The 18,369-nt window shown below is 48.7% G+C and carries 20 protein-coding genes; 11 read left to right on the forward strand and 9 right to left on the reverse strand.

Annotation, left to right across the window (positions count from 1 at the left end):
* Positions 1-58 precede the first annotated feature (58 nt).
* The 4 genes from ASF12_RS06235 (at position 59) to ASF12_RS34275 (ending at position 2,477) form a co-directional block, all read left to right on the forward strand.
* A complete protein-coding gene (locus ASF12_RS06235; protein ID WP_235533054.1) occupies positions 59-1,345 on the forward strand; it encodes an XRE family transcriptional regulator in 1,287 nt (428 codons plus the stop codon).
* Positions 1,346-1,587: 242 nt separating this feature from the next.
* A complete protein-coding gene (locus ASF12_RS06240) occupies positions 1,588-2,007 on the forward strand; it encodes a hypothetical protein (protein WP_056030995.1) in 420 nt (139 codons plus the stop codon).
* A gap of 24 nt (positions 2,008-2,031) precedes the next feature.
* Entirely contained in the window at positions 2,032-2,235 is a 204-nt protein-coding gene (locus tag ASF12_RS34270) for a hypothetical protein (protein ID WP_155972821.1), read from the forward strand.
* Positions 2,229-2,477, forward strand: a complete 249-nt coding sequence (locus ASF12_RS34275) for a hypothetical protein (RefSeq protein WP_155972824.1) — start codon at positions 2,229-2,231, stop codon at positions 2,475-2,477. The genes ASF12_RS34270 and ASF12_RS34275 overlap by 7 nt, the downstream gene beginning before the upstream one ends.
* 8 nt (positions 2,478-2,485) lie before the next feature.
* Here the strand turns inward: ASF12_RS34275 and ASF12_RS06250 are convergent, their stop codons facing one another.
* The 3 genes from ASF12_RS06250 to ASF12_RS06260 all read right to left on the reverse strand — a co-directional run bounded on the left by ASF12_RS06250 (position 2,486) and on the right by ASF12_RS06260 (position 4,555).
* A complete protein-coding gene (locus ASF12_RS06250) occupies positions 2,486-3,466 on the reverse strand; it encodes a hypothetical protein (RefSeq protein ID WP_056031001.1) in 981 nt (326 codons plus the stop codon).
* A complete protein-coding gene (locus ASF12_RS06255; RefSeq protein ID WP_056031003.1) occupies positions 3,427-4,038 on the reverse strand; it encodes an RNA polymerase sigma factor in 612 nt (203 codons plus the stop codon). The genes ASF12_RS06250 and ASF12_RS06255 overlap by 40 nt, the downstream gene beginning before the upstream one ends.
* A gap of 64 nt (positions 4,039-4,102) precedes the next feature.
* On the reverse strand, positions 4,103-4,555 hold the full coding sequence (locus tag ASF12_RS06260) for a MarR family winged helix-turn-helix transcriptional regulator (protein WP_056031006.1): 453 nt from the start codon (positions 4,553-4,555) through the stop codon (positions 4,103-4,105).
* Between the two features lie 119 nt (positions 4,556-4,674).
* Between ASF12_RS06260 and ASF12_RS06265 the strand changes: the two genes are divergently transcribed.
* Positions 4,675-5,148 carry a GNAT family N-acetyltransferase gene (locus ASF12_RS06265; RefSeq protein WP_056031009.1) on the forward strand — a complete coding sequence of 158 codons (474 nt, stop codon included), beginning with the start codon at positions 4,675-4,677 and terminating at the stop codon, positions 5,146-5,148.
* Positions 5,145-5,756: a YczE/YyaS/YitT family protein gene (locus ASF12_RS06270; RefSeq protein WP_056031013.1), complete on the forward strand. Its 612-nt coding sequence runs from the start codon at positions 5,145-5,147 to the stop codon at positions 5,754-5,756. Before ASF12_RS06265 ends, ASF12_RS06270 begins: the two co-directional genes overlap by 4 nt.
* 104 nt (positions 5,757-5,860) lie before the next feature.
* Here ASF12_RS06270 and ASF12_RS06275 read toward each other — a convergent pair whose 3' ends face one another.
* On the reverse strand, positions 5,861-6,949 hold the full coding sequence (locus tag ASF12_RS06275) for a pentapeptide repeat-containing protein (RefSeq protein ID WP_056031015.1): 1,089 nt from the start codon (positions 6,947-6,949) through the stop codon (positions 5,861-5,863).
* A gap of 215 nt (positions 6,950-7,164) precedes the next feature.
* Here ASF12_RS06275 and ASF12_RS06280 point away from each other — a divergent pair, with 215 nt between their 5' ends.
* A complete protein-coding gene (locus tag ASF12_RS06280; RefSeq protein WP_056031018.1) occupies positions 7,165-7,719 on the forward strand; it encodes a hypothetical protein in 555 nt (184 codons plus the stop codon).
* A gap of 98 nt (positions 7,720-7,817) precedes the next feature.
* Here the strand turns inward: ASF12_RS06280 and ASF12_RS06285 are convergent, their stop codons facing one another.
* The 4 genes from ASF12_RS06285 to ASF12_RS06300 form a co-directional block, all read right to left on the reverse strand.
* The gene (locus ASF12_RS06285; protein ID WP_056031020.1) at positions 7,818-8,384 is read right to left on the reverse strand and encodes a TetR/AcrR family transcriptional regulator; all 567 of its coding nucleotides are present in this window, start codon (positions 8,382-8,384) and stop codon (positions 7,818-7,820) included.
* Positions 8,385-8,636: 252 nt separating this feature from the next.
* A complete protein-coding gene (locus ASF12_RS06290; RefSeq protein ID WP_056031023.1) occupies positions 8,637-11,855 on the reverse strand; it encodes a bifunctional cytochrome P450/NADPH--P450 reductase in 3,219 nt (1,072 codons plus the stop codon).
* A gap of 851 nt (positions 11,856-12,706) precedes the next feature.
* Positions 12,707-13,126, reverse strand: a complete 420-nt coding sequence (locus tag ASF12_RS06295) for a VOC family protein (protein WP_235533055.1) — start codon at positions 13,124-13,126, stop codon at positions 12,707-12,709.
* 47 nt (positions 13,127-13,173) lie between these two features.
* Positions 13,174-14,460 (reverse strand): MDR family MFS transporter, encoded by a 1,287-nt coding sequence (locus tag ASF12_RS06300; RefSeq protein ID WP_056031026.1) that lies wholly within the window; start codon positions 14,458-14,460, stop codon positions 13,174-13,176.
* A 135-nt stretch (positions 14,461-14,595) separates the two neighbouring features.
* On the opposite strand from ASF12_RS06300, the gene ASF12_RS06305 reads away from it, so the two are divergent.
* From ASF12_RS06305 to ASF12_RS36500, 3 genes are all read left to right on the forward strand, one after another.
* Entirely contained in the window at positions 14,596-16,371 is a 1,776-nt protein-coding gene (locus tag ASF12_RS06305) for an ABC transporter substrate-binding protein (RefSeq protein WP_056031029.1), read from the forward strand.
* Between the two features lie 72 nt (positions 16,372-16,443).
* The gene (locus ASF12_RS34285) at positions 16,444-16,596 is read left to right on the forward strand and encodes a hypothetical protein (RefSeq protein ID WP_155972833.1); all 153 of its coding nucleotides are present in this window, start codon (positions 16,444-16,446) and stop codon (positions 16,594-16,596) included.
* Between the two features lie 13 nt (positions 16,597-16,609).
* Positions 16,610-16,759, forward strand: coding sequence for an S-layer homology domain-containing protein (locus ASF12_RS36500; RefSeq protein ID WP_442952518.1), 150 nt, complete (start codon positions 16,610-16,612; stop codon positions 16,757-16,759).
* Between the two features lie 89 nt (positions 16,760-16,848).
* Here the strand turns inward: ASF12_RS36500 and ASF12_RS06310 are convergent, their stop codons facing one another.
* Positions 16,849-17,478: an NUDIX hydrolase gene (locus ASF12_RS06310; protein WP_056031032.1), complete on the reverse strand. Its 630-nt coding sequence runs from the start codon at positions 17,476-17,478 to the stop codon at positions 16,849-16,851.
* 229 nt (positions 17,479-17,707) lie between these two features.
* Between ASF12_RS06310 and ASF12_RS06315 the strand changes: the two genes are divergently transcribed.
* The gene (locus ASF12_RS06315) at positions 17,708-18,331 is read left to right on the forward strand and encodes a LysE family translocator (RefSeq protein WP_056032901.1); all 624 of its coding nucleotides are present in this window, start codon (positions 17,708-17,710) and stop codon (positions 18,329-18,331) included.
* The last annotated feature ends 38 nt before the right edge of the window (positions 18,332-18,369 follow it).

Here is an 18,369-nt window from a genome sequence, read left to right on the forward strand (position 1 = left end):
TTATAAGATAAATGATGCAACCAGATGGGCAAGATGAAAGATTATTAACCTGAGGAGGATGAATTTGCTAAAGGAACGGGTTGAGTTTCTATGTAAAAAACGCAGTTTAGCGCGCAAGGATTTGGTCGAGGGGCTGGTGACGCAAGCGCATTTCGCCAATATTTTGGCGGAGCGTTATCCGTTTGCCGACGATTTGGCTAAGCTGATTGCTGCCCGCCTTTCCGTCTCGCCCGAGTATTTAACTCACGCCGCCTTGCAGGATGAGGTCACGCTTGAGCGCGCTGAGGAGATTTTCACCCGGCTGTCGCAGCCTGTTCCAGCGCTGGCTGAGACTGATGTCAATGAGCTTGATGACAAAAATGACGCGCTGACGATTGAGCTGACTACCGCTTTAATGAAAGCCGTCTATTATCAACAGATAAATAATGGCGATGCTTATGAATATATTCACCGTACTTATCTTCACTATTATTTAGAGAAGTTTGGGCGTGAGGATGACCCGGATTTGCCCATTCCGCTCAAAAAGGCGCTATTTTTGTATAAGATTCAGCATTACCGCTCCAAAAATCAATATTTTGAAGCATTAAATAATAGCCAGCGTTTAAGCACACTTGTGGAAAAAGGCTCTGAAATTTGGTTAACGGTGCAAAACTTTTTAATGGAAGCCTCTGTTTACAGCAAGCAATATGAATCGGCTAAAGCGATTTATGAGCAAACGATGCAGTATGTGTACAGCGAACGGCTGTATCATCGATTATCCGGCCAGCATCTGGCCTACAGCGGCTGCTGCTTTGCGATGGGACGTTATGAGGAAGCTCTGCTCGCTTTGTCGATGGCGGAAGCCCATCTCGTCTATACGCCTAGCCCTGGCGACCTGTTTCCGTCCATTATGAATAATCGCATCATTATGCTGACGCACCTCGGCGAGCTGGATAAAGCATCCGATGAAATCGCACGCTTTGAAGAGCTCGCGCAGCAGGAAACGGACGAGATGAAGCAGCTGCTTGCGCCGCTTCTACTGATCTATCGCTGCGAGGTGGCCTTCGCCTCCAAAAACTGGGGCCTGCTCTCGCAAGGGCTTAGCTTGCTTGCCAGCTACCCGCTGACGGAGGATCAGCAAAGGACCGCCGTTTTTTATGAAAGCCAGCTTGCCCTGTCGAGCGATAAAAGGGAAGCTTTTATAGAGGCCGCCTTATCCTGCCTGCCCTATTTCGAGCAGACCCAGCAGACGATGCGTCTGGAGCAGCTTTATGAAACGCTAGCTGTCGCCTCCGAAGACAGTCGCCGCTACAAGGAATCAGCGCTGTATTACCGCAAGCTGGTCTATTTATTGCGAAATAAATAGGCGAAGCAAGGGGACAGCCGCAGCGAATACCGCAAAACAATGGGCGATGTGGCTCATTGAATCGCCGAAACGGGCTGTTTTTTTGCTCAAAGCGCCTTCCGGCACAAAAAAACGACCCATTTTCGCTGCTCAAGCATCGTTTTTTAAGATTTGTTTACATGTGCCCGATTGTATTGAAAGGATTTCCAGTCTGCCTCATACTTAAATTAAGCTACAAAATACGATGAAAATGAGGTGTTGTTATGTTTAACTTATTCGGAAAGAAGAAAAGCAAAGAAGAGGCTTTGGAGTATGCGGATAAGAAGCTTAACAAGGGGTTCACTGGCATGATGATGAAAGGTTTTGTCCCTAAGGAGCATCGTGATATGATGAATCAAAGCCTCAATCAAGCCAAGCAGGCGCATATGGCGTCCACTGGCGCAATTCCTATAGCCGCAACTGCGACCGTGCTTTCGATTACCGATACAGGCAAGCTCGTCAACTTTGATCCGATTGTCATTCTTGCACTTAACGTCACCGAGCCAGACGGTCGCAGCTATCAGAAAACGATGGAAACCCTCGTCTCCAAGCTGCAAATCCCGCGCCCCGGCGATCTAATCGGGCTTGGCCAAAACCCTGCTAATCCTTCCGAGCTGATTTACATGGGCTTGTTGACGCCTTAGAAAAGGACGAAGGGGGAACCCGCGATGCATAAATGGATGAGATGGATTGGCATTTTGCAAATGGTCGCTCTTGGCCTGTATGCCGCTATCGCCAACTATATTTGGCAGGACCCTTTTTATTGGCTTGGCATGCCGCTGTTCATTCTCTTAATGGCCAAAGGCTTCGGAATCATTATATTGTCGAGGCTGTTTCCTTTCAGAATGGGGCAGCCTATGCCAAAGTGCTGAATGCCACCCCGCTCTGCAGCACGCCGAACGACAAGCTCAAGCTGCGGCTGGATCTGGCGATAACGAAGGCGGACGGGGACACGTTTCAAGTGACCATGACGAAGGAGATAAGGGATACAATGCTAGCCCGTCTGCAGCCGGGCACAGTCATTAAAGTTACCTATTCTACGTCCGATCCGTCTAAAATCGTCCTCGCCCTGCCAGCAGAAGCCGCTGATTTAAAGCAAACGTTCGGCTTCTAAATCAAAGCCTATTTAAGCACCTTAATCGATTCGCCAGCCAGCGCGAGCAGCTCAGCTTTTGTTAAATGCTTATTTCCGCGATCTGTAAGCATATAAAAAGCATCCTGATTCTCGTCGTACCACTGGGCGTAATGATAGTTGTACTTCTCGCTAATAGTCCGCTTATTATATATTACTTCTATTCCCTCTACCTTGATCTTCTCGGCATTTTGACCGGAAGGCAGCAATAAATATATTTCACCGCCATCCAAAGGGTTCTTGGTTAATTCCGATTTATAATGCCCCTTGGTATAAACCGCGCTTAACACGCCCGATTTATTCCATGGCACAGCTTTCATGAACAGCTTCTTTCCATCTGCTCCGGCAGCAGCCTGTGCCTTCAGCTCCGACAGCACTTGCTTATAGGCTGCCGTCTGCTTGTCCGCATCGGTACTAGGCATATAAGGAGCCACTTTGCCGGAAACAAAGCTGTAGCCGCTCAGCTTCTGGGGCAGCAGCTGCGCGCCAGTCCGATTTGCCTCCTGTTTAAAGGCGGCATAGGTGCCCAACCGCTTTTCTTTGTAGGTGTACAGTGCCTCATCTTCTTTCCCTAACACATAAAAAGCAACCAGCTCGCCCGGCTTGGCAAATTTTTGGGCTTTATTTAAATAGTTTTGGTACGCCTTGTTGTCTGCACTGTCTGTTTGCGGCGTTATTTCCTCGATCGTCTTCACCTTAATTTCGCCAGCCGAATTGCGAATTTCAATATACTGGCTTGCCGCATAGGCACTAACCGATAGCAAGAGCAGCAGCATGAGCGCTCCGCTGAATGCCGTCGTACGCTTCATTACGGGGCGCATAAAGGACGTCTGTCCCTTCCTGCCTGACGCAGCTTCCCCTGTAATTCGCTTCATTACCGCTTCAGTGACATCGATAGCTGGAAGTCCTCCATTTGCTGCGGCTCTGCTCGTTATATCGTTGTATTCATGATCGAAGCGGATTCGCTCCATGCCTCTTCCCCCTTATTTTGCAGCTGCTGTTTAATTTTTTGCTTAATGCGGCTCATCCTCTTTTTCAGCGCATCCGGTTTTTTTCCCATTATGACACCAAGCTCGGCATACGATTTTTCCTCAAACACTCGCAAAACAAGCAAATTCCGCTCCTCCAGCGACAATGCTGCAAGAGCTGCCGCAAGCGCAGGCGTATACAGCCGATTGTCCAGCTCCTCTTCCGCGCTTGCAGCCGTCATCTCGCTCGGACGAAACAAACGCAGCCACTGCTTTTGCAAACGCCGCCTTCGCAGCAAATTCAGGCAATGATGATAGGCAATACGGTACAGCCACGCCGAAAAATGCACCTTGGGCACATATCCCGCTATTGCCTCATACGCTTTGACAAAAATATCTTGAACCGCATCCTCTGCGTCCTGCCGATTCGCCAGCATCCGCCAGCAATAATGATATAGCGGCTGCTGAAAAGCTTGTACAATCGCAGCGTAATGCTCCGTCTCCCCTGCTTGAACAGCGCTGATTAGCCGTTCCAGCTCCGATGCTTCCAATGGATTATAATGCGTTGTGAGCACCTCCTTCTTGGTTTGTATACTCTCTAGAACACCTGACGCCAAAGAAAGGTGACCGCAAGCTGCATTAATATTTGCGTTTGTTTCCTTTTTTCACAAATTCCCAATCCACTTCAATATTTTTTCTCACCCGCTGAAGAAGCTGCAAGATGTTATCCGCCTCTTCCGTTGAAAATCCAGCTAATGCAACCGCATTGGAATGCTCCCCTTCGCGCTTGAGGAATGGATAAACGGCTTCGCCTTTTTCTGTCGGAAACAGTTTTTTAATTTTTTTATTGCTGTCATCCTCTTTTTTCACGATAAAGCCCTGCTCCTCCAGCCTCTGGATAGCCCGGGCAGCAGTCGTGCGATCGACCTTAATCATTTCCGCCAGCTTTTCTTGGATGATGCCTGGATTTTCACAAATGCGCACCACATATAAATACTGCCCTTTTGTCAGATCAAATTGTTTAAATTCAATGTTGCTGATGGAATCCAAAGCCCGAGCAATCATGCCGATTTCACGAAGAATATCTTTCATTGGTCTCATTTCCCCTCACTTTTTTCTTTTTGTTGCATTTACAACAAAACTCAATTCATTTATACTATTAAAAAGCTTTAATGCTAGCACTTATACCTATACGAAAAGGAGTGAGACATTTGTATTCAAGCATTATACAAACTCAAGCTGATTTAACCATTGCTTTGCAAATCCGCCAGCAAGTATTTGTCGAAGAGCAAGGCACTCCCTTGCAGGATGAATTTGATGAATTCGACGATTTTGATGCGCTGAAGGATCGGGTACAGCATATTTTAGTTTATTATAACGAAAAACCGGCCGGAACTGGGCGTTTAAGAACGGTAGATGGATTTGCCAAGCTTGAGCGCATCTGTATTTTGCCCCCGTACCGGCAATTTGGGCTGGGAAAAGTGATCGTGCAAACTTTAGAGGAAATAGCCAAGGGGCTCGGATATGGCCGATTCAAATTGCATGGACAGCAGCAAGCAGAAGGCTTTTATCATAAGCTGGGCTATAAAACCGTCTCGGACCTATTTATGGAGGACGGGATTCCGCATGTATTAATGGTAAAAGGATTAGCTGCCGAGGGCTCAGGAAAAGATGGGATAACGTGAAATATTTCTTTTATACGACAGGCATTTTTATGATGTCTCTGGGCATCGCCCTCACGATTGAATCGGGCTTTGGAGCATCGCCGTTTGATGCGCTTCTGGTCGGCCTAGCCAACCAAATCGGGCTTACGGTGGGCAGCTGGGAAATGATTATTGCCCTTATCATGGTTGGCGGCAACTCGCTATTATCCAAAACAAGGCCCGAATTTAAAGGCTTGCTTACCGCTTTTATTGCCGGCCTCGGCATCGATCTGTGGCTTTATGTGCTGCAAGCCTTCACCCAGCCGGAGATGTGGCTAAGCAGGCTGCTGTTTCTGGGATTCGGCTTACTGATCGTTGGAGCAGGCATTGCCTGTTATTTGCAGACGCAGGTCGCGCCCATTCCTATGGATCGCTTAATGCTTCTGATTCGGGATAGGAGCGGCATGGGCATTCTGCTTTCCCGAACGTTGATTCAGCTCTTTTTCTTATTGATGGCCTTTCTATTTCATGGGCCCATAGGGATTGGAACGTTATTAACCGTCTGCCTAGGCGGTGCAATCCTGCAGTTTTTTATGCCGTATGCGGCAAAGCTGATTCCAACTCACAAGAGCAGCAGTTCTTTCCAATAAGCTTTTTTTGACGAGCCTTTAAAACAAAAAGCCTAGAAGCGCATGTGCCGCGCTTCTAGGCTTTTTTTATTTCTGTTAGCTTATGAATTCCCTCCCATGCTCGTTTAATCAACCCACCGTATGCTATGAATCTGTTCATCTGAAAAGCTGTAGCTATCTTTTATTTGACGGGAAAATAACGCATGCTGAAGGTTTGCTCCTTCAAAGCTTGTCCGGCCAAAGGTCGCTCCAATGAAGCTCGCCCCTTCCAGATCTGCATGATCGAAACGCACGCCCATCATTCCCGGCCTCCGATGATCTCTCGGCTCATGGCCGCGCACGTAATCAAACACGGCTCCTCGCAAATCGGCATGGCGAAAATCTGCTTCCGGCAGCGACGAATATCGAAAATCCGACTTGGGTGCAAGGCAGCCATTCCATCTCGTACCCATCAGATCACAGCGCTGAAAGCGGCTCCCCTGCAGATCGCTGCCACTAAAATCCGCATACCGCAAATCATTCGACTCCGCTCGCACCTGGGGCAGCTTTAAATTACGGTAGCATCCATAAGCAATGCTGCTTGCCTTGCTCTCTTCCAGCCGCCTGCGAATTTCCTTCACATCCTGCAAGCCTTGATAATCGACCAGCACATCCTCGCTAAGATCTGTATATTCGCCAATGCTGATACGCAAAGCGAGCTCTCGTTTAATAGACTTATATTCCTCCAGCATAATGGCTTCCGGCATCGCTGCCCGCAGCAGCGCAACCGCAAATAAATGGTAACAGCCCACTGCTTTCAGCATCATCGCTTCAAATTCTGTAGACTTGGCACATTCCCCGTATCCTTCGTACGATTCGGTCATTTCCTGTATAAACGCCGGCAGCGAGTGATATAGCCAAGCGGCATCATATTCCTCAAACAGCGGCGCCGAGTTCTCATACCATCTTTCCGAATACGCTTCAATGAAATAACAGGAATGATCCATCATCGACCTGCGCAGCAAGCAAAAATGGATAAGCGAAATCGGGCCTTTTTGATCCGAATCCTGCATTTCCCTAATTCGCAAGCAAATACGCTTGAAGGTTTCCAGAAACTGATTGATCCATTGCTCCTGATGATGCTGAAGCTCTTCTTCAATCGCAGTCATCTTCTGATCCAGCGCCGGGAGAAATTGATGCTCATAAAAATATTGCACGATATTCTTGTTATTCATCTTCACACGCATCCTTCCAATAACAAGGAATTCCACCCTTTAATTAACTTCGGATTTCGTGCGGGAAAACTTTAGTTTTTAGGGCAAAATGCCCAGAAAACTTCAAATTTTCTTTTTTCAAGGATACCTCATATTAACAGTTACCCTAAAAATAGTATGATTAAATCACTAATTTTCGGGGTGTTTACTCCCTCCACATATTGCTAAAATACTAAATGAAAGCGCTTTACAAAATCGATAACTCCACACCTTATGCCAAACTAAATTTTAACAACAATAAATATTATTTATTCAACAACTCTTGGGGCAGCTCGGGCATTTCCGGCTGGTGGCAGACCGTTTATCATAACAGCAATACGAACTTTGGATATGTGTGGAACTGGCCAACTACAACAGGCGGCGTAAAAGCTTTCCCTTCGATTGTAAGCGGCTGGCACTGGACAGAAGGCTATACACCGGGCAGCGGACTGCCGACGCGGCTCTCTGACAATAAAGCGATTAACAGCGGAGTAACCTATTCTATTGATCCTGCCACGAATGGCCAATATAACAATGCCTATGATATTTGGCTGCATACCACAGGTACGGCAACATGGAGCAGCACGCCAACGGATAACTTCACCATCAATGTGAAAAATTTTACCGACTATCTCGTTGGCAAAAGCTATTTCCCAACAACCCGCTACGTCAGCAGCATAGAATATGGCACCGAAATTACAAATGGCAGCGGCCAGCTTAATTATTCGAACTTCTACGCAAACGTTCAATAACCTTTATCATAGAACGAGCAAGCGGCTCTCTCGTCCCCCCTAATACGGCGCAGAGAGCCGTTTTGCTGTGCTTGGCCGGGCTTATGTAAATCAGGGAATCAGGGAGTTTTAAAACCATGGTAGAATGTGTCCACGACCAAGGCTGCTGCGGATTTTCTAGCAATATCCCCGCTTACGACTTGCTGCCATGTCAGGAACAGGAGGGAATACAGGACATTCACAATCCAGTTCTTATCTACATCATGGCGAAAATAACCTTTTTGCTGCAGCAAGCCGATTGCATGCAGCACGGGCTCCCTCAGCTTTAGATCTGCTCCAATAATCTCCTCGTTGTAATTAATGGTTGTATCATGGGCAATGAAGTGAAGCTTATCCCCTAATGGGATGAGCGCTTCAATGAGCATCGGGATGTAGTTTTCACAGTTATCCTCATCGAGCCGAATGTCCTTCATAGTTTCACTGACGACCTCGATTGCGCGCAAGCCCAAATAAATCATCAATTGCTCCCTGCTTTCCACATACCGATGCAGCGTAGCGATCCCGATTCCTGCCGAATCTGCAATTTCATTCATCGACGCATTGGGCTTCTCTATAAGCAGCTTGGTTGCTTCATCCAGAATAGAGTTAAGCCTCGATTGCTTGATCGATGACATTTCTGTTCTCATATTTGTTCACTCCTTGGAGAGAATTATGGTGTAATGGATTCATTGTCCAATCATATGGTAGGAATATTACATTGAAATTATAACATAAGCACGAATGCGGCTGACTGTTCCAAAATTGAATCCGCTCCCTGCTATAGATGGCTTAGTCTCAACTGAAAAGTCTCCCCGGAGAAATGGCTTGCTGCAGCGCTATCTCCAGGGATGACGCTTCGGCTTTAGCTTTCATTGGTCTTTACATCATACTACCGTATGTTAGGACACGGTTGGCTTGGAATTGCCGGCCCATACATCCTTTACATACCGGCTTTCCTCCTCTAACTGTTCGAGCCAGCGGTCGCCTGCTTCAGGCCCTGCTCCATGCCTTTTCTCATACGCAGCCTTTAATGTCTCCTCCACAGCAGGGGCCATTTGGCTGCCGTCCCCACACACATATATTTTGCCACGCTGCTCTATTAGATCCATCAGTAATGAAGACACCTGCTTCATTAAATCCTGTACATAGGTTTTGGGTTCACTAGGCACCCGCGAGAAAGCGGTATGAAGCTTCACAACACCCTCCTGTTCGAATTGGATCAGCTCATCTCGATACAGGAAATCCATTTCGTTCCTGCACCCGTAGAACAGATGGGCTTCACCGAGTGCCACCCCTTGCTGTTTCAAGACGGATCTCGCCTGTAAAAATCCTCTGAATGGAGCAACGCCCGTTCCTGGACCGATCATGATGATTGGCGCAGCTGCTTCTTCTGGCAGTCCAAACCCGGATTCTGGCGTCTGTACAAACATGAGAACACGGTCGCCTGGTACACGATCAGCCAAATAAGTAGAGGCGACTCCCGCATACTCTCCTTTGCCGCTCCATGCCGGTTCCTTGACGACGCCTACCGTAATGCTAACCTCTCTCGGATGGAGCAGAGGAGAGCTGGATATAGAGTAATACCTCGGCTTCAGCGGAGGCAGCAATTCCAGCAGCCTGACAAAAGGAAGCTCGCAGGCCTCATATTGTTCAATCAGCTCCAGCATCGTTACTCTATTGCCTAAAATATACTGGGTGTAGCGCTCATCCTCCATCATGGCCTCCAGCTCACGACGATGGGGCGGACAAACGGTATGAACGGCCAATTCCTGCAGCTGAGCACGTGTGACGGGCGCCTGAAGCTCCACACAGGATTTGATCAGCTCACGCACATTGACGGATCGTTCTAAGGGCAAATGGGTCAGCTGTGAACCGCCCTTGCTCAAGCAAATCATTTCGCTGCCATCCATGCCAAACCGCTTCAGAATGCGGTCTACATTTATGTCCCGGTTAAGCGGCAGCACACCGATGTGGTCGCCCTCGCGATAGCTGATGCCTTCGGGAAGAAGAAGTTCGATGTGGCGCGTGCTTCGTCCACTTTCAGAGGCTTGCAGTTCCCGGTTGTTCTGAACAGTCGCATAGGAGGCCTGATAGGTTTTTTCGTAAGGCACTTGAGACGGCCCCTCAACAAATTGCAGCTGAAGCGTACTTGAATTGGCCATCTCCATGCGATTCACTTGTATGCCAAGCTCATCCGTAACCGCCCGCCACATCGCATCCAGCCACTCCTTGACCTGCTGTTCCATATCGCCCCCTGCATCGACTTCACCTCGGGATACAAGTCTTTTGGCACCTAAAGCATCCAGCCTCTCATCAATAAAGCGCGGGATGCTCTGGTACGTTCCCGACCAAGTTCGGTCTCCGCAGCCTAATACCGCATATCGAACGCCTTGCCCTTCAGTTGTTCCTGCTTCTTTCAGCCAATCCACGAATGCCGATGCATTGTAAGGCGCCTTGCCGTTGTATGAAGCCGTAACGATAATCGCAATGGCTTTGCCCGGCAATCTCCCACTCCATTCATTGAGTGGCGCCACCTCACTATGAATTCCGTAACTAACAGCTGTACTCGCGATCTGACGGGCAATACTTTCCGATGTACCCAGGTTTGAGCCATATAAAACAAGCAGCGATTCATTGCCGCTCGATGTTCCGATTATGGCCGGTCTAGTCTGGTCCGCAGCAACAGATCGTGAATCTCCAGAATTGGTCTCTGCTGCGTCTGTTATTCCTACGGTTCCTCTCGTGGATATCTGCTGACGGGGTTTAACCCGAATCTGGAAATCACCAGGCTTCAGTGTCAGAGTCTGCTTTACATCCAATATATAATTGTCGTAATCGATTAAGTCGAAATGCTTTAGCACCATGCCCAGTACTAATGTGGCTTCATAGAGGGCAAACTGCATACCGATGCAGGCGCGCTCTCCATTTCCAAAAGGCTTGTAAGCATGATGGGGAACCTTAGTCGGATCTTCGAATCGCTCAGGCCGGAAAAGATCTGCATCCTCTCCCCAAGCAGCCGGATCACGATGAAGCTGAGGCAGAAGCACGCTAAAGCTCTGTCCCTTTGCAATGGGATACTTCCCGCCAATGACCGTATCCTCCCTTGCATAAACGTCAAATCCTGGTGCTGTCGGCCACAATCGCAGCGATTCATTTAATATTAATCGGATGTAATTAAGCTGAAGAACCTCCTCATATTGCGGGGTTTCACTTGTCAGCACTCGGCCCACTTCTTCCTGAGCCTTCAAAAGCACTTCCGGATTTTTCAACAGAAAATATATCGCGAAGGATAACAGCCCGCTCGTCGTCTCATGACCAGCAATTAGAAAGGTAATGATCTGATGACGAATGTTTTCGTTGTCCAGCATCTCTCCGGTTTCCGGGTCCTTGCCTTCCAGCATGCGTGCCAGTAAATCCGTCTGTCCCGGCTCGGAGCTTGCCTTTCGTTCAGCGATGATCCTATCCACGAGCGTAAACATCGTTTGAATATCCTCTTCAAACCGGCGTTTTGTTTTGATCATTAACATATTTTGAATTTTCATTCGGGAGCCTCTGAGCATCGCTTCGTTCAAGGCGCGAACCATGCTTTGGACAAACGGGGCATGATCTTCCCGATAAAAGCTGTTGAATCGATAATTGAACCCGCACAGTCCAATCGTATCCAGCGTCAACCGGGTCATATCATCGGCTACATCGACGGAGTCTTGCGGATTTAGCCGTGCCCACTTGAGGATTAACTGTTCGGCGATGTCGATCATCATGGAATGATAACCCTTCATCGCCTGCTTGCTGAACGTAGGAAGCAGTATGTTGTGCGCTTTTTTCCAGTTCGGCTCATGCGTCCAGCTAGTAAACAATCCGTCGCCGCCGAAGGCGCGAACGTTCTGCAGCTCGTTGTATACATATTTGTCAAATCGGGTCACATCGCATACCTCAGCCACGAGCTCATGGCCTGACACGATTAAACTGGATAGTCCTGGTGCAGTAAATTTAAAAATAGGTCCGTACTTATCTGCCAATGCTCCAAGCGATAAGGTTGGCGAGTCTATGTCAATCAAAGGCAAATTGCCGAGCGGACCATACGTTGGGGGGTGGGGAATAGAGATTTTTTCTTTCATCTTCTATCATTCCTCTCTTCATGTGTTCAACAGTTTTCAAACATTTGTGGTGAAGGGAAGCTAGAGCGCGTAATCAAACGTAATCGAGCCGGCTCCAGATCGTATTTAGTGCCAAACTTGTTGCCTCCATGACCGGGAAAGTCTCCCCTCATGAACGTGAGCATACTTACCGAATGGCAGCTTCAAGTTCAAGTTCAAGTTCATCGGTTCAGCAGTTGACTCCCTTCACAAAAATAGACTTGGCGGACACAGCAGCCGTTATTTCAACTGAATCACGGGTTGCGGCACTGGATGTGGACTCAGGAGCCGCTAATACGCTGTAAATGGCTATATTGACGGGATAATGAGAAACATAACGGATTTCCTGTCCACTTATGGCCTGAAATTGGATCAAAAGCCAAAATAGCGGAACCACAGTCCTCCAATCAAGAAGTGGGCGCCCCTAGCTGTGTAGTTTCAGCATCACTTGTAGGCTGAAGTTTACCAGCCTTGAAGTGTCAGAAGAGATGGGTCTAATACTTGATCGGCATTGAAAAAACCTAAGACAAATAATATTATCAATTGATAGCAAAAACTATCATTTGATAATATTATAATTCTTTTATTTTTAATTTTCAACGTTAACTACATTTTAATTGACTTGTCTTTGGGGCAAATCCATTCAACGAGAAATATCCCAAAACATAAACAAAACATAAACTATGCCCTCTCCGCTCCCTATTAAGACAAATTGGTTTGGTTAACCTAGACAGGCTAAAAAAGCTTTGCTCACTTTTAGATACAAGTAAGCAAAGCTTTTTTAGCTTGGGTTTTGATTTCTCCAAATAATGTTTCTTTAGATCAACTTTCAATTAGCTCAGCCCAGACGTATTTTGCAGCACGATACGGTAGCCGTCGGGATCGGCGATGGTGATGCCTTTTTGCTTCCAATAGGGGTTTTCCGGCTCCACCTCGGGGTAGCCTAGCTCCAGCAGACGCTCTGCGATTAAGAGCTGCTGTTCCCGTTCCTCAATGTAAAATACGAGCAGATTATCCTCAGACGGCGGGGCAAGCGGCGGCCCAGAGACATGCTGCGTAAACTCCAAATGATAGTCCGCCCCCGGCAGACCGAACATCATGCCGTCGTACCCGTCATGCCCCTCGAAGGAGCCAATTCGTTCCAGTCCCAGCCCCTGTTCATAAAAAGCAGCCACCTTAGCCAATTGGTTCGTCGGCCTTGCTACTCTGAATTGTACGGCTGGCATCGCGCCAGCCCATTGTTTTTTACTCATGCTGCACAACCTCCTCTATTTTCTTCGCTTCCAAAAAATATCCGCTTCTAAACTTTCGCAGCAGTCGGTGCTGAACCTTGCGGACGAGTCGTCTCTGGCGCGAGCCGCTGAAATACATAATGCGTCAGCAGCAGCCCCGTCATGCCCATTACAAAAATGATTAATGCCATGTAGCTCGAATGCAGCACGGCACCCAGGCTAATGCCGATAGCTCCGAAGGCTCCGGCGAACTGTCCCAGCAAACCGTTGACCGCAAGGTAGGAGCTTCGCGCATGATCCTTCACAATGCCGGCCAAATAGGCTTGTCTAATCGGCGTGAACATGAGCTCGCCAACCGTCGCTCCCAGCATCGATACGATAAGCAACCATACAGAATTGCTGAAGCCGACGATCGTAAAGCCAAGCGTGTACAAAATAACGCCAATATACATAATCCGTGCTGGGCGGAAACGGCGGACAAAGCTGGCTGCCCAAATTGCGAGGCAGACGATGATAAGCGTATTCTCTACTTGCAGCAGACTGACAAGCCGAATGCCTGTCAGCTCGAAGGTGAAGTTGTCCAGCATATGCAGCTGCTGAGGCTCGAACTCTTTTTGCAGGCGGACGCTAATGTAGTTGTACAAGTGGATTTCCAGCGAGCGAATAAGCATCCCGCCCACACTGTAGATAATAAACAGCTTGTCCTGCGCTACCAGCTTGTAATTCAGCACCATATTGCGAATCGGGCCATTGCTGCTATATTGCAGCCTGCTTTCCGCATCTGGAAAATGGGTTTCCCGAATTAAAAATAACGTCAGCATAAGTGTAGCCAAGCTCGCCAGTCCCATAATCATAAACAGCTCGGTCCGGTGCGTCGCGAACAGAAAGCCGCCGATCGGTGCACCAATGGAAATCGACAAATTGATCGCCCAGAAATTAATGCTATAAATAAAAGCGCGATTTTCCTTTGTACTGACGTCAATCAGCATAGCCTCGGCCGCTGGATTAAACATGCCATTACAGAGACTAATCAGCAGCATCATGGAAAAGGTCAGCCAAGTTGAATCGAGAAAGGGCGAGTTGGCGAGCGTCATGACGAGGACGGAAATAAAGCGGATTATTTGCGCGTATGCCATCACCTTTTTTCGTCCATAACGATCTGCCATATAGCCGCCATACAGGCTCGCTGTAATTTGCGCGAGCAAATTAATGAGCAGCAGCAAGCCAGCCATTCCGGCCCCCAGCCGCTGGGTAAAATAAATCGCCATAAACGGCAAAATCATCGCCTCTACGCAGCGGGTCAGGAAGGTCGTCAAAATCCGAATTTTAATGTTGCGGTCTAGCTGCATAAACATGTTCGTTTCCCCTCTTTCTGTGTAGACTTAATTTTAGCTGGGAAAACGAGAATAAAAAGAGTAAGATTGAAATTAAAATTTCACCTTTTATGGGGCGCGCTTGCGCCAGCCAGAGCAAAGGACGGATTGTATAGGATGAAACATAAAGAGCATTATATTAGCCTGCTTCTGTCGCTGCCCGGCAAGCAGCACAAAGGCGCAACGATACCGATTACGATTGGCGAGCTGACTGAGGTGCTGAACTGTACGCCTCGCAACGTCAAGCTGGTGCTGCGCAGGCTGGTGGAAGAAGGCTTTGCGGCATGGAGCGCGGGGGTGGGCCGCGGCCATATTTCGCAATTGACGGTTATCCGCGAGCTGGAGGATGTACTGACGGAGCATTTCAACGAGCTGCTTGCGAAGGGAAAAATGAAGGAGGCCATCGCTTTCATCTCCAGCCACGAGCTGCCTCCTGCCTTGCGTGACAAGCTGCGCGCCATGCTGGAAAATCGCATGGGCTTCCAGCTGGAGCAGGCAGGTGCCGCCAATCTTGACGTGCTTCGGGTTACCGTGACGAGGAAGCTGGGCATCTTTGATCCAGCCTTTGCTTTTACCGTTACCGAGGTGTTTCTGCTCGAGCAGATCTACAGCCGCCTGATCGACTTTGATTCGGCGTCGCAGCGCTTCCTGCCTTCGCTTGCCCACGCTTGGGAAAACAACGAAGATTACACGGCATGGACCTTTTATTTGCGCAAAGGGGTCCGCTTCCACCACGGGCTGCTTCTAACGGCCGAGGATGTGCGATTCACGCTGGAGCGTTTGCAGGAGGTCCATTCTCCCTCCTGCTGGCAATATGAGGATATCGCGGACATTGAAATCGTCAGCGATTATTGCCTGATCTTCAGGCTGCGGCAGCCTAATCCGTTTCTGCTGCATTTTCTCAGCTGTGCGGCCATGTCGATTTTGCCGCATAATGAACCATTTTCTGAGAAAAAGATGCTTGGGACAGGCGCTTTCAAGATGGTGGAAAATGCAGCGCAGGTGCTGCGGCTTGAAGCGTTCGACCCCTATTTTCGCGAGCGGGCTTGGCTTGACCTCGTGGAGGTATGGCATATTCCTTCGGATGCGCCGCGGGAGCGGCAATTTTCCTTGCCGCATTTGGACGCCGCAGCCGGCGATCATGCTGCGGAAAATAATAGAGCGATGGATTCCTTGCTTGATGGCTGCCGCTATTTAGTTTTCAACTTCAGCATGCCGGGCATCCAGCATCAGTCCTCCTTCCGCCATGCGCTGCGGCTGCTGCTTGACCGCGAGCTGTTGATTGCGGAGCTCGGAGGCAATCGCGCCGTACCTGCCAACAGCTTTCTAGTCGCCAGCAGCGAGCTCGCTTCCTATGAATCCGGCTCGCTGGCTGATGCGGAAGCGCTGCTCCGAGAAAGCGGCTATGCCGGTGAAGCCATTGAGCTGTATTACCACGGGAGGCCTGTTGAGCAGCAGGACATGCTTTGGCTGCAGCAGCGGGCAGCTGCTATAGGCCTTCATCTGAACCTCCATTCCTATGTCATTGCCGAGGTCTCGCCCCAAAAGCTCGCGCAAGCTGCCCATTTGATGCTGGCAACTGAGGTGCTTGAAAACGATACCGAACTAGGCCTGCTGCGGCTTTTCTATAATGAAGACAGCAATTTGCATCATTTTTTGACTAGGGAACAGCGAGAACGGCTGCGGAGCATACTTGCCCGCTATGTCAGCCTCCCAACCGCTGCCGAGCGCGCCCAAATTGTTGAGGAAGCCGAGCAGTGGCTGCGGCAGGATAATTGGCTGCTTTATCTGTACCATTCCCGGTTCCAGACGCAGCTGCCGCTAGCCCTTCAAGGGCTGGCTATCGATTCCTTCGGCTGGCTGGATTTTTCTAAGCTATGGATTAAAAAATAATAAGGGGATCTGGCAGGATTGCAGCTAGCTCTCCTCCACTATATCCGACAATTTCAATAGGTTAAGTAAATAATGATTGACAAGGGAACTTCTGGCACCTATTATACGGGCTACCTGGCTGCGGCAAAACGTCTTGGCATTACTACTGGCGTAGGCGACAATCAGTTAGCCGGATCACCAAATTACGCGGCAGGAGCTGTTTACGCTGCTGTACCGCTCGCTTGACAAGCTTGGCGAGCTGCCTGAAGGCAGCGCAAACACGTCCTTATCCCGCTTCAGTGATGCGAACCAGATTGCCGATTATGCACAAGAGGCTATTCAAAAGCTGGCCGATCATGAAATCATTACAGGATCAGGTGGCACAGGTGCTGTACAATCTCCTCTCTAAAAACTAATCGCTGAATCCAATTCAGCCTATCAAATAAGGGCAGCCCCGCTAGTAGTTAAAAACTACTGGCAGGGCTGCCCTTATTTCCATTAATCCAGCACGACCGGCTTATCCGGCTGCTTCAAAAACTCGAACATCATCTTGATCTGCCGCTCAGTATTGCGCTGCACGGATAACGGAGGCAGCGCATCCTCTGTGAAAAAACCAACATCGGTCGTCTCCGGCCCAACTGCCGCTTCTCCGCCAATAATTTCACATTCAATAAACAGGTCGTAAATATGATAAATATCTGGTGGATGCTCGTGCTTCTTTTTGTCCAGCACCGCGAGCAGCCGCTTCGGCTTAACCTTAAAGCCGGATTCTTCCCAAATTTCCTTCACTGCAACCTCAGAAGGAGAAATGCCAACATCCGCCCAGCCTCCCGGCAGCGCCCACGCCTGATCCTGCTTTTCTTTGATCATTAAAATCTGCTCATCCTGGAAAACAACGCCGCGAATGCCGACCTTCGGCGTCGCATATCCCGTATCGCTGGCAAAAGTATGCTTTAGCTGTTCCCGGCCTATGCCTGTTGCATACGCCAGCATGTCAACCGAAATAGCGCGAAGCTCCTCATAACGCTCAATATCGAAAGCATTTTCCGAATAGGCAAGCCCGTTTTGCGCGAGTGCTTGAACCCGTTTTACCCAGTCCAGCCACTGTTCATCTGACGAATGGTTCATTCCACATTCCTCCATATTTCTAAATCTGGCTTTAATCGCTTTGTCTAGCTTGCAATAAACCCTTGAATGCTTTCACAATAATATCATGAAACGCAGTGTTTGCCTTTATCATTCCCTCTAGCTTGGCACGCGATTGACTCTAGTAAAGTGTATAGATTGAGATCGGGGAGCCGTTCCTAGTATACTAAAGGAAGTAAGTAACTTTTTGATAGAACAGGATGTGTTGACCTTGGAATGGGCTTCCCTCTTATCATTTCTAGGCGTTGCGGTGCTGCTTACCTTAATGCCGGGACCAGACAATTTGTACGTGCTCACCCAAAGCATCGCTCGTGGCAAAAAAGCAGGAATCATCACAACACTTGGGCTATGCACCGGCCTCTTCGCCCATATTTCCGCAGCCGCTCTCGGCATCTCCGCGATTGTCTACCAATCGGCAGCTGCCTTTGCCGTCGTGAAATATGCCGGTGCCGCCTATTTGCTTTATTTGGCCTATAAAGCTTTTCGGCAAAAGCAATCGCCCCTTGCGCTCGGCACCGCCGATGAGCTGGCCTATGCCTCCTTATACAAAAAAGGCATCTTCATGAGCATGCTGAATCCTAAGGTTTCCTTGTTTTTTCTAGCGCTGCTGCCGCAATTCGTCAATGAGTCAAGCGGCTATGCTTCTTTGCAAATGATCGCGCTGGGACTCATATTTGTGCTGCAAGCCATCGTTATTTTTACGCTGATCAGCATGTTTGCCGATGTGCTGCGCCGGTTTATTTTCAAACGTCCACGCCTGTCCAGCAAACTGAATATCGTCGAAGGCTCCGTATTCGGCCTAATTGGCCTTAGCATCGCCTTCAGCAGAAAATAACTAATTACGTAAAAACATAGAAAGAGACATAAAAGGGA

It is taken from the genome of Paenibacillus sp. Leaf72, from assembly GCF_001422685.1.
In the GTDB taxonomy this organism is placed as follows: domain Bacteria; phylum Bacillota; class Bacilli; order Paenibacillales; family Paenibacillaceae; genus Pristimantibacillus.

Bases quoted from the DNA above. Each gene is read 5' to 3' on its own strand.
- ASF12_RS06235 (WP_235533054.1), top strand. From the start codon at position 59: ATGAATTTGCTAAAGGAACGGGTTGAGTTTCTATGTAAAAAACGCAGT.
- ASF12_RS06240 (WP_056030995.1), top strand. From the start codon at position 1,588: ATGTTTAACTTATTCGGAAAGAAGAAAAGCAAAGAAGAGGCTTTGGAG.
- ASF12_RS34270 (WP_155972821.1), top strand. From the start codon at position 2,032: ATGCATAAATGGATGAGATGGATTGGCATTTTGCAAATGGTCGCTCTT.
- ASF12_RS06250 (WP_056031001.1), bottom strand. From the start codon at position 3,466: ATGGAGCGAATCCGCTTCGATCATGAATACAACGATATAACGAGCAGA.
- ASF12_RS06260 (WP_056031006.1), bottom strand. From the start codon at position 4,555: ATGAAAGATATTCTTCGTGAAATCGGCATGATTGCTCGGGCTTTGGAT.
- ASF12_RS06275 (WP_056031015.1), bottom strand. From the start codon at position 6,949: ATGAATAACAAGAATATCGTGCAATATTTTTATGAGCATCAATTTCTC.
- ASF12_RS06280 (WP_056031018.1), top strand. From the start codon at position 7,165: ATGAAAGCGCTTTACAAAATCGATAACTCCACACCTTATGCCAAACTA.
- ASF12_RS06285 (WP_056031020.1), bottom strand. From the start codon at position 8,384: ATGAGAACAGAAATGTCATCGATCAAGCAATCGAGGCTTAACTCTATT.
- ASF12_RS06290 (WP_056031023.1), bottom strand. From the start codon at position 11,855: ATGAAAGAAAAAATCTCTATTCCCCACCCCCCAACGTATGGTCCGCTC.
- ASF12_RS06295 (WP_235533055.1), bottom strand. From the start codon at position 13,126: ATGAGTAAAAAACAATGGGCTGGCGCGATGCCAGCCGTACAATTCAGA.
- ASF12_RS06300 (WP_056031026.1), bottom strand. From the start codon at position 14,460: ATGTTTATGCAGCTAGACCGCAACATTAAAATTCGGATTTTGACGACC.
- ASF12_RS06305 (WP_056031029.1), top strand. From the start codon at position 14,596: ATGAAACATAAAGAGCATTATATTAGCCTGCTTCTGTCGCTGCCCGGC.
- ASF12_RS34285 (WP_155972833.1), top strand. From the start codon at position 16,444: ATGATTGACAAGGGAACTTCTGGCACCTATTATACGGGCTACCTGGCT.
- ASF12_RS06310 (WP_056031032.1), bottom strand. From the start codon at position 17,478: ATGAACCATTCGTCAGATGAACAGTGGCTGGACTGGGTAAAACGGGTT.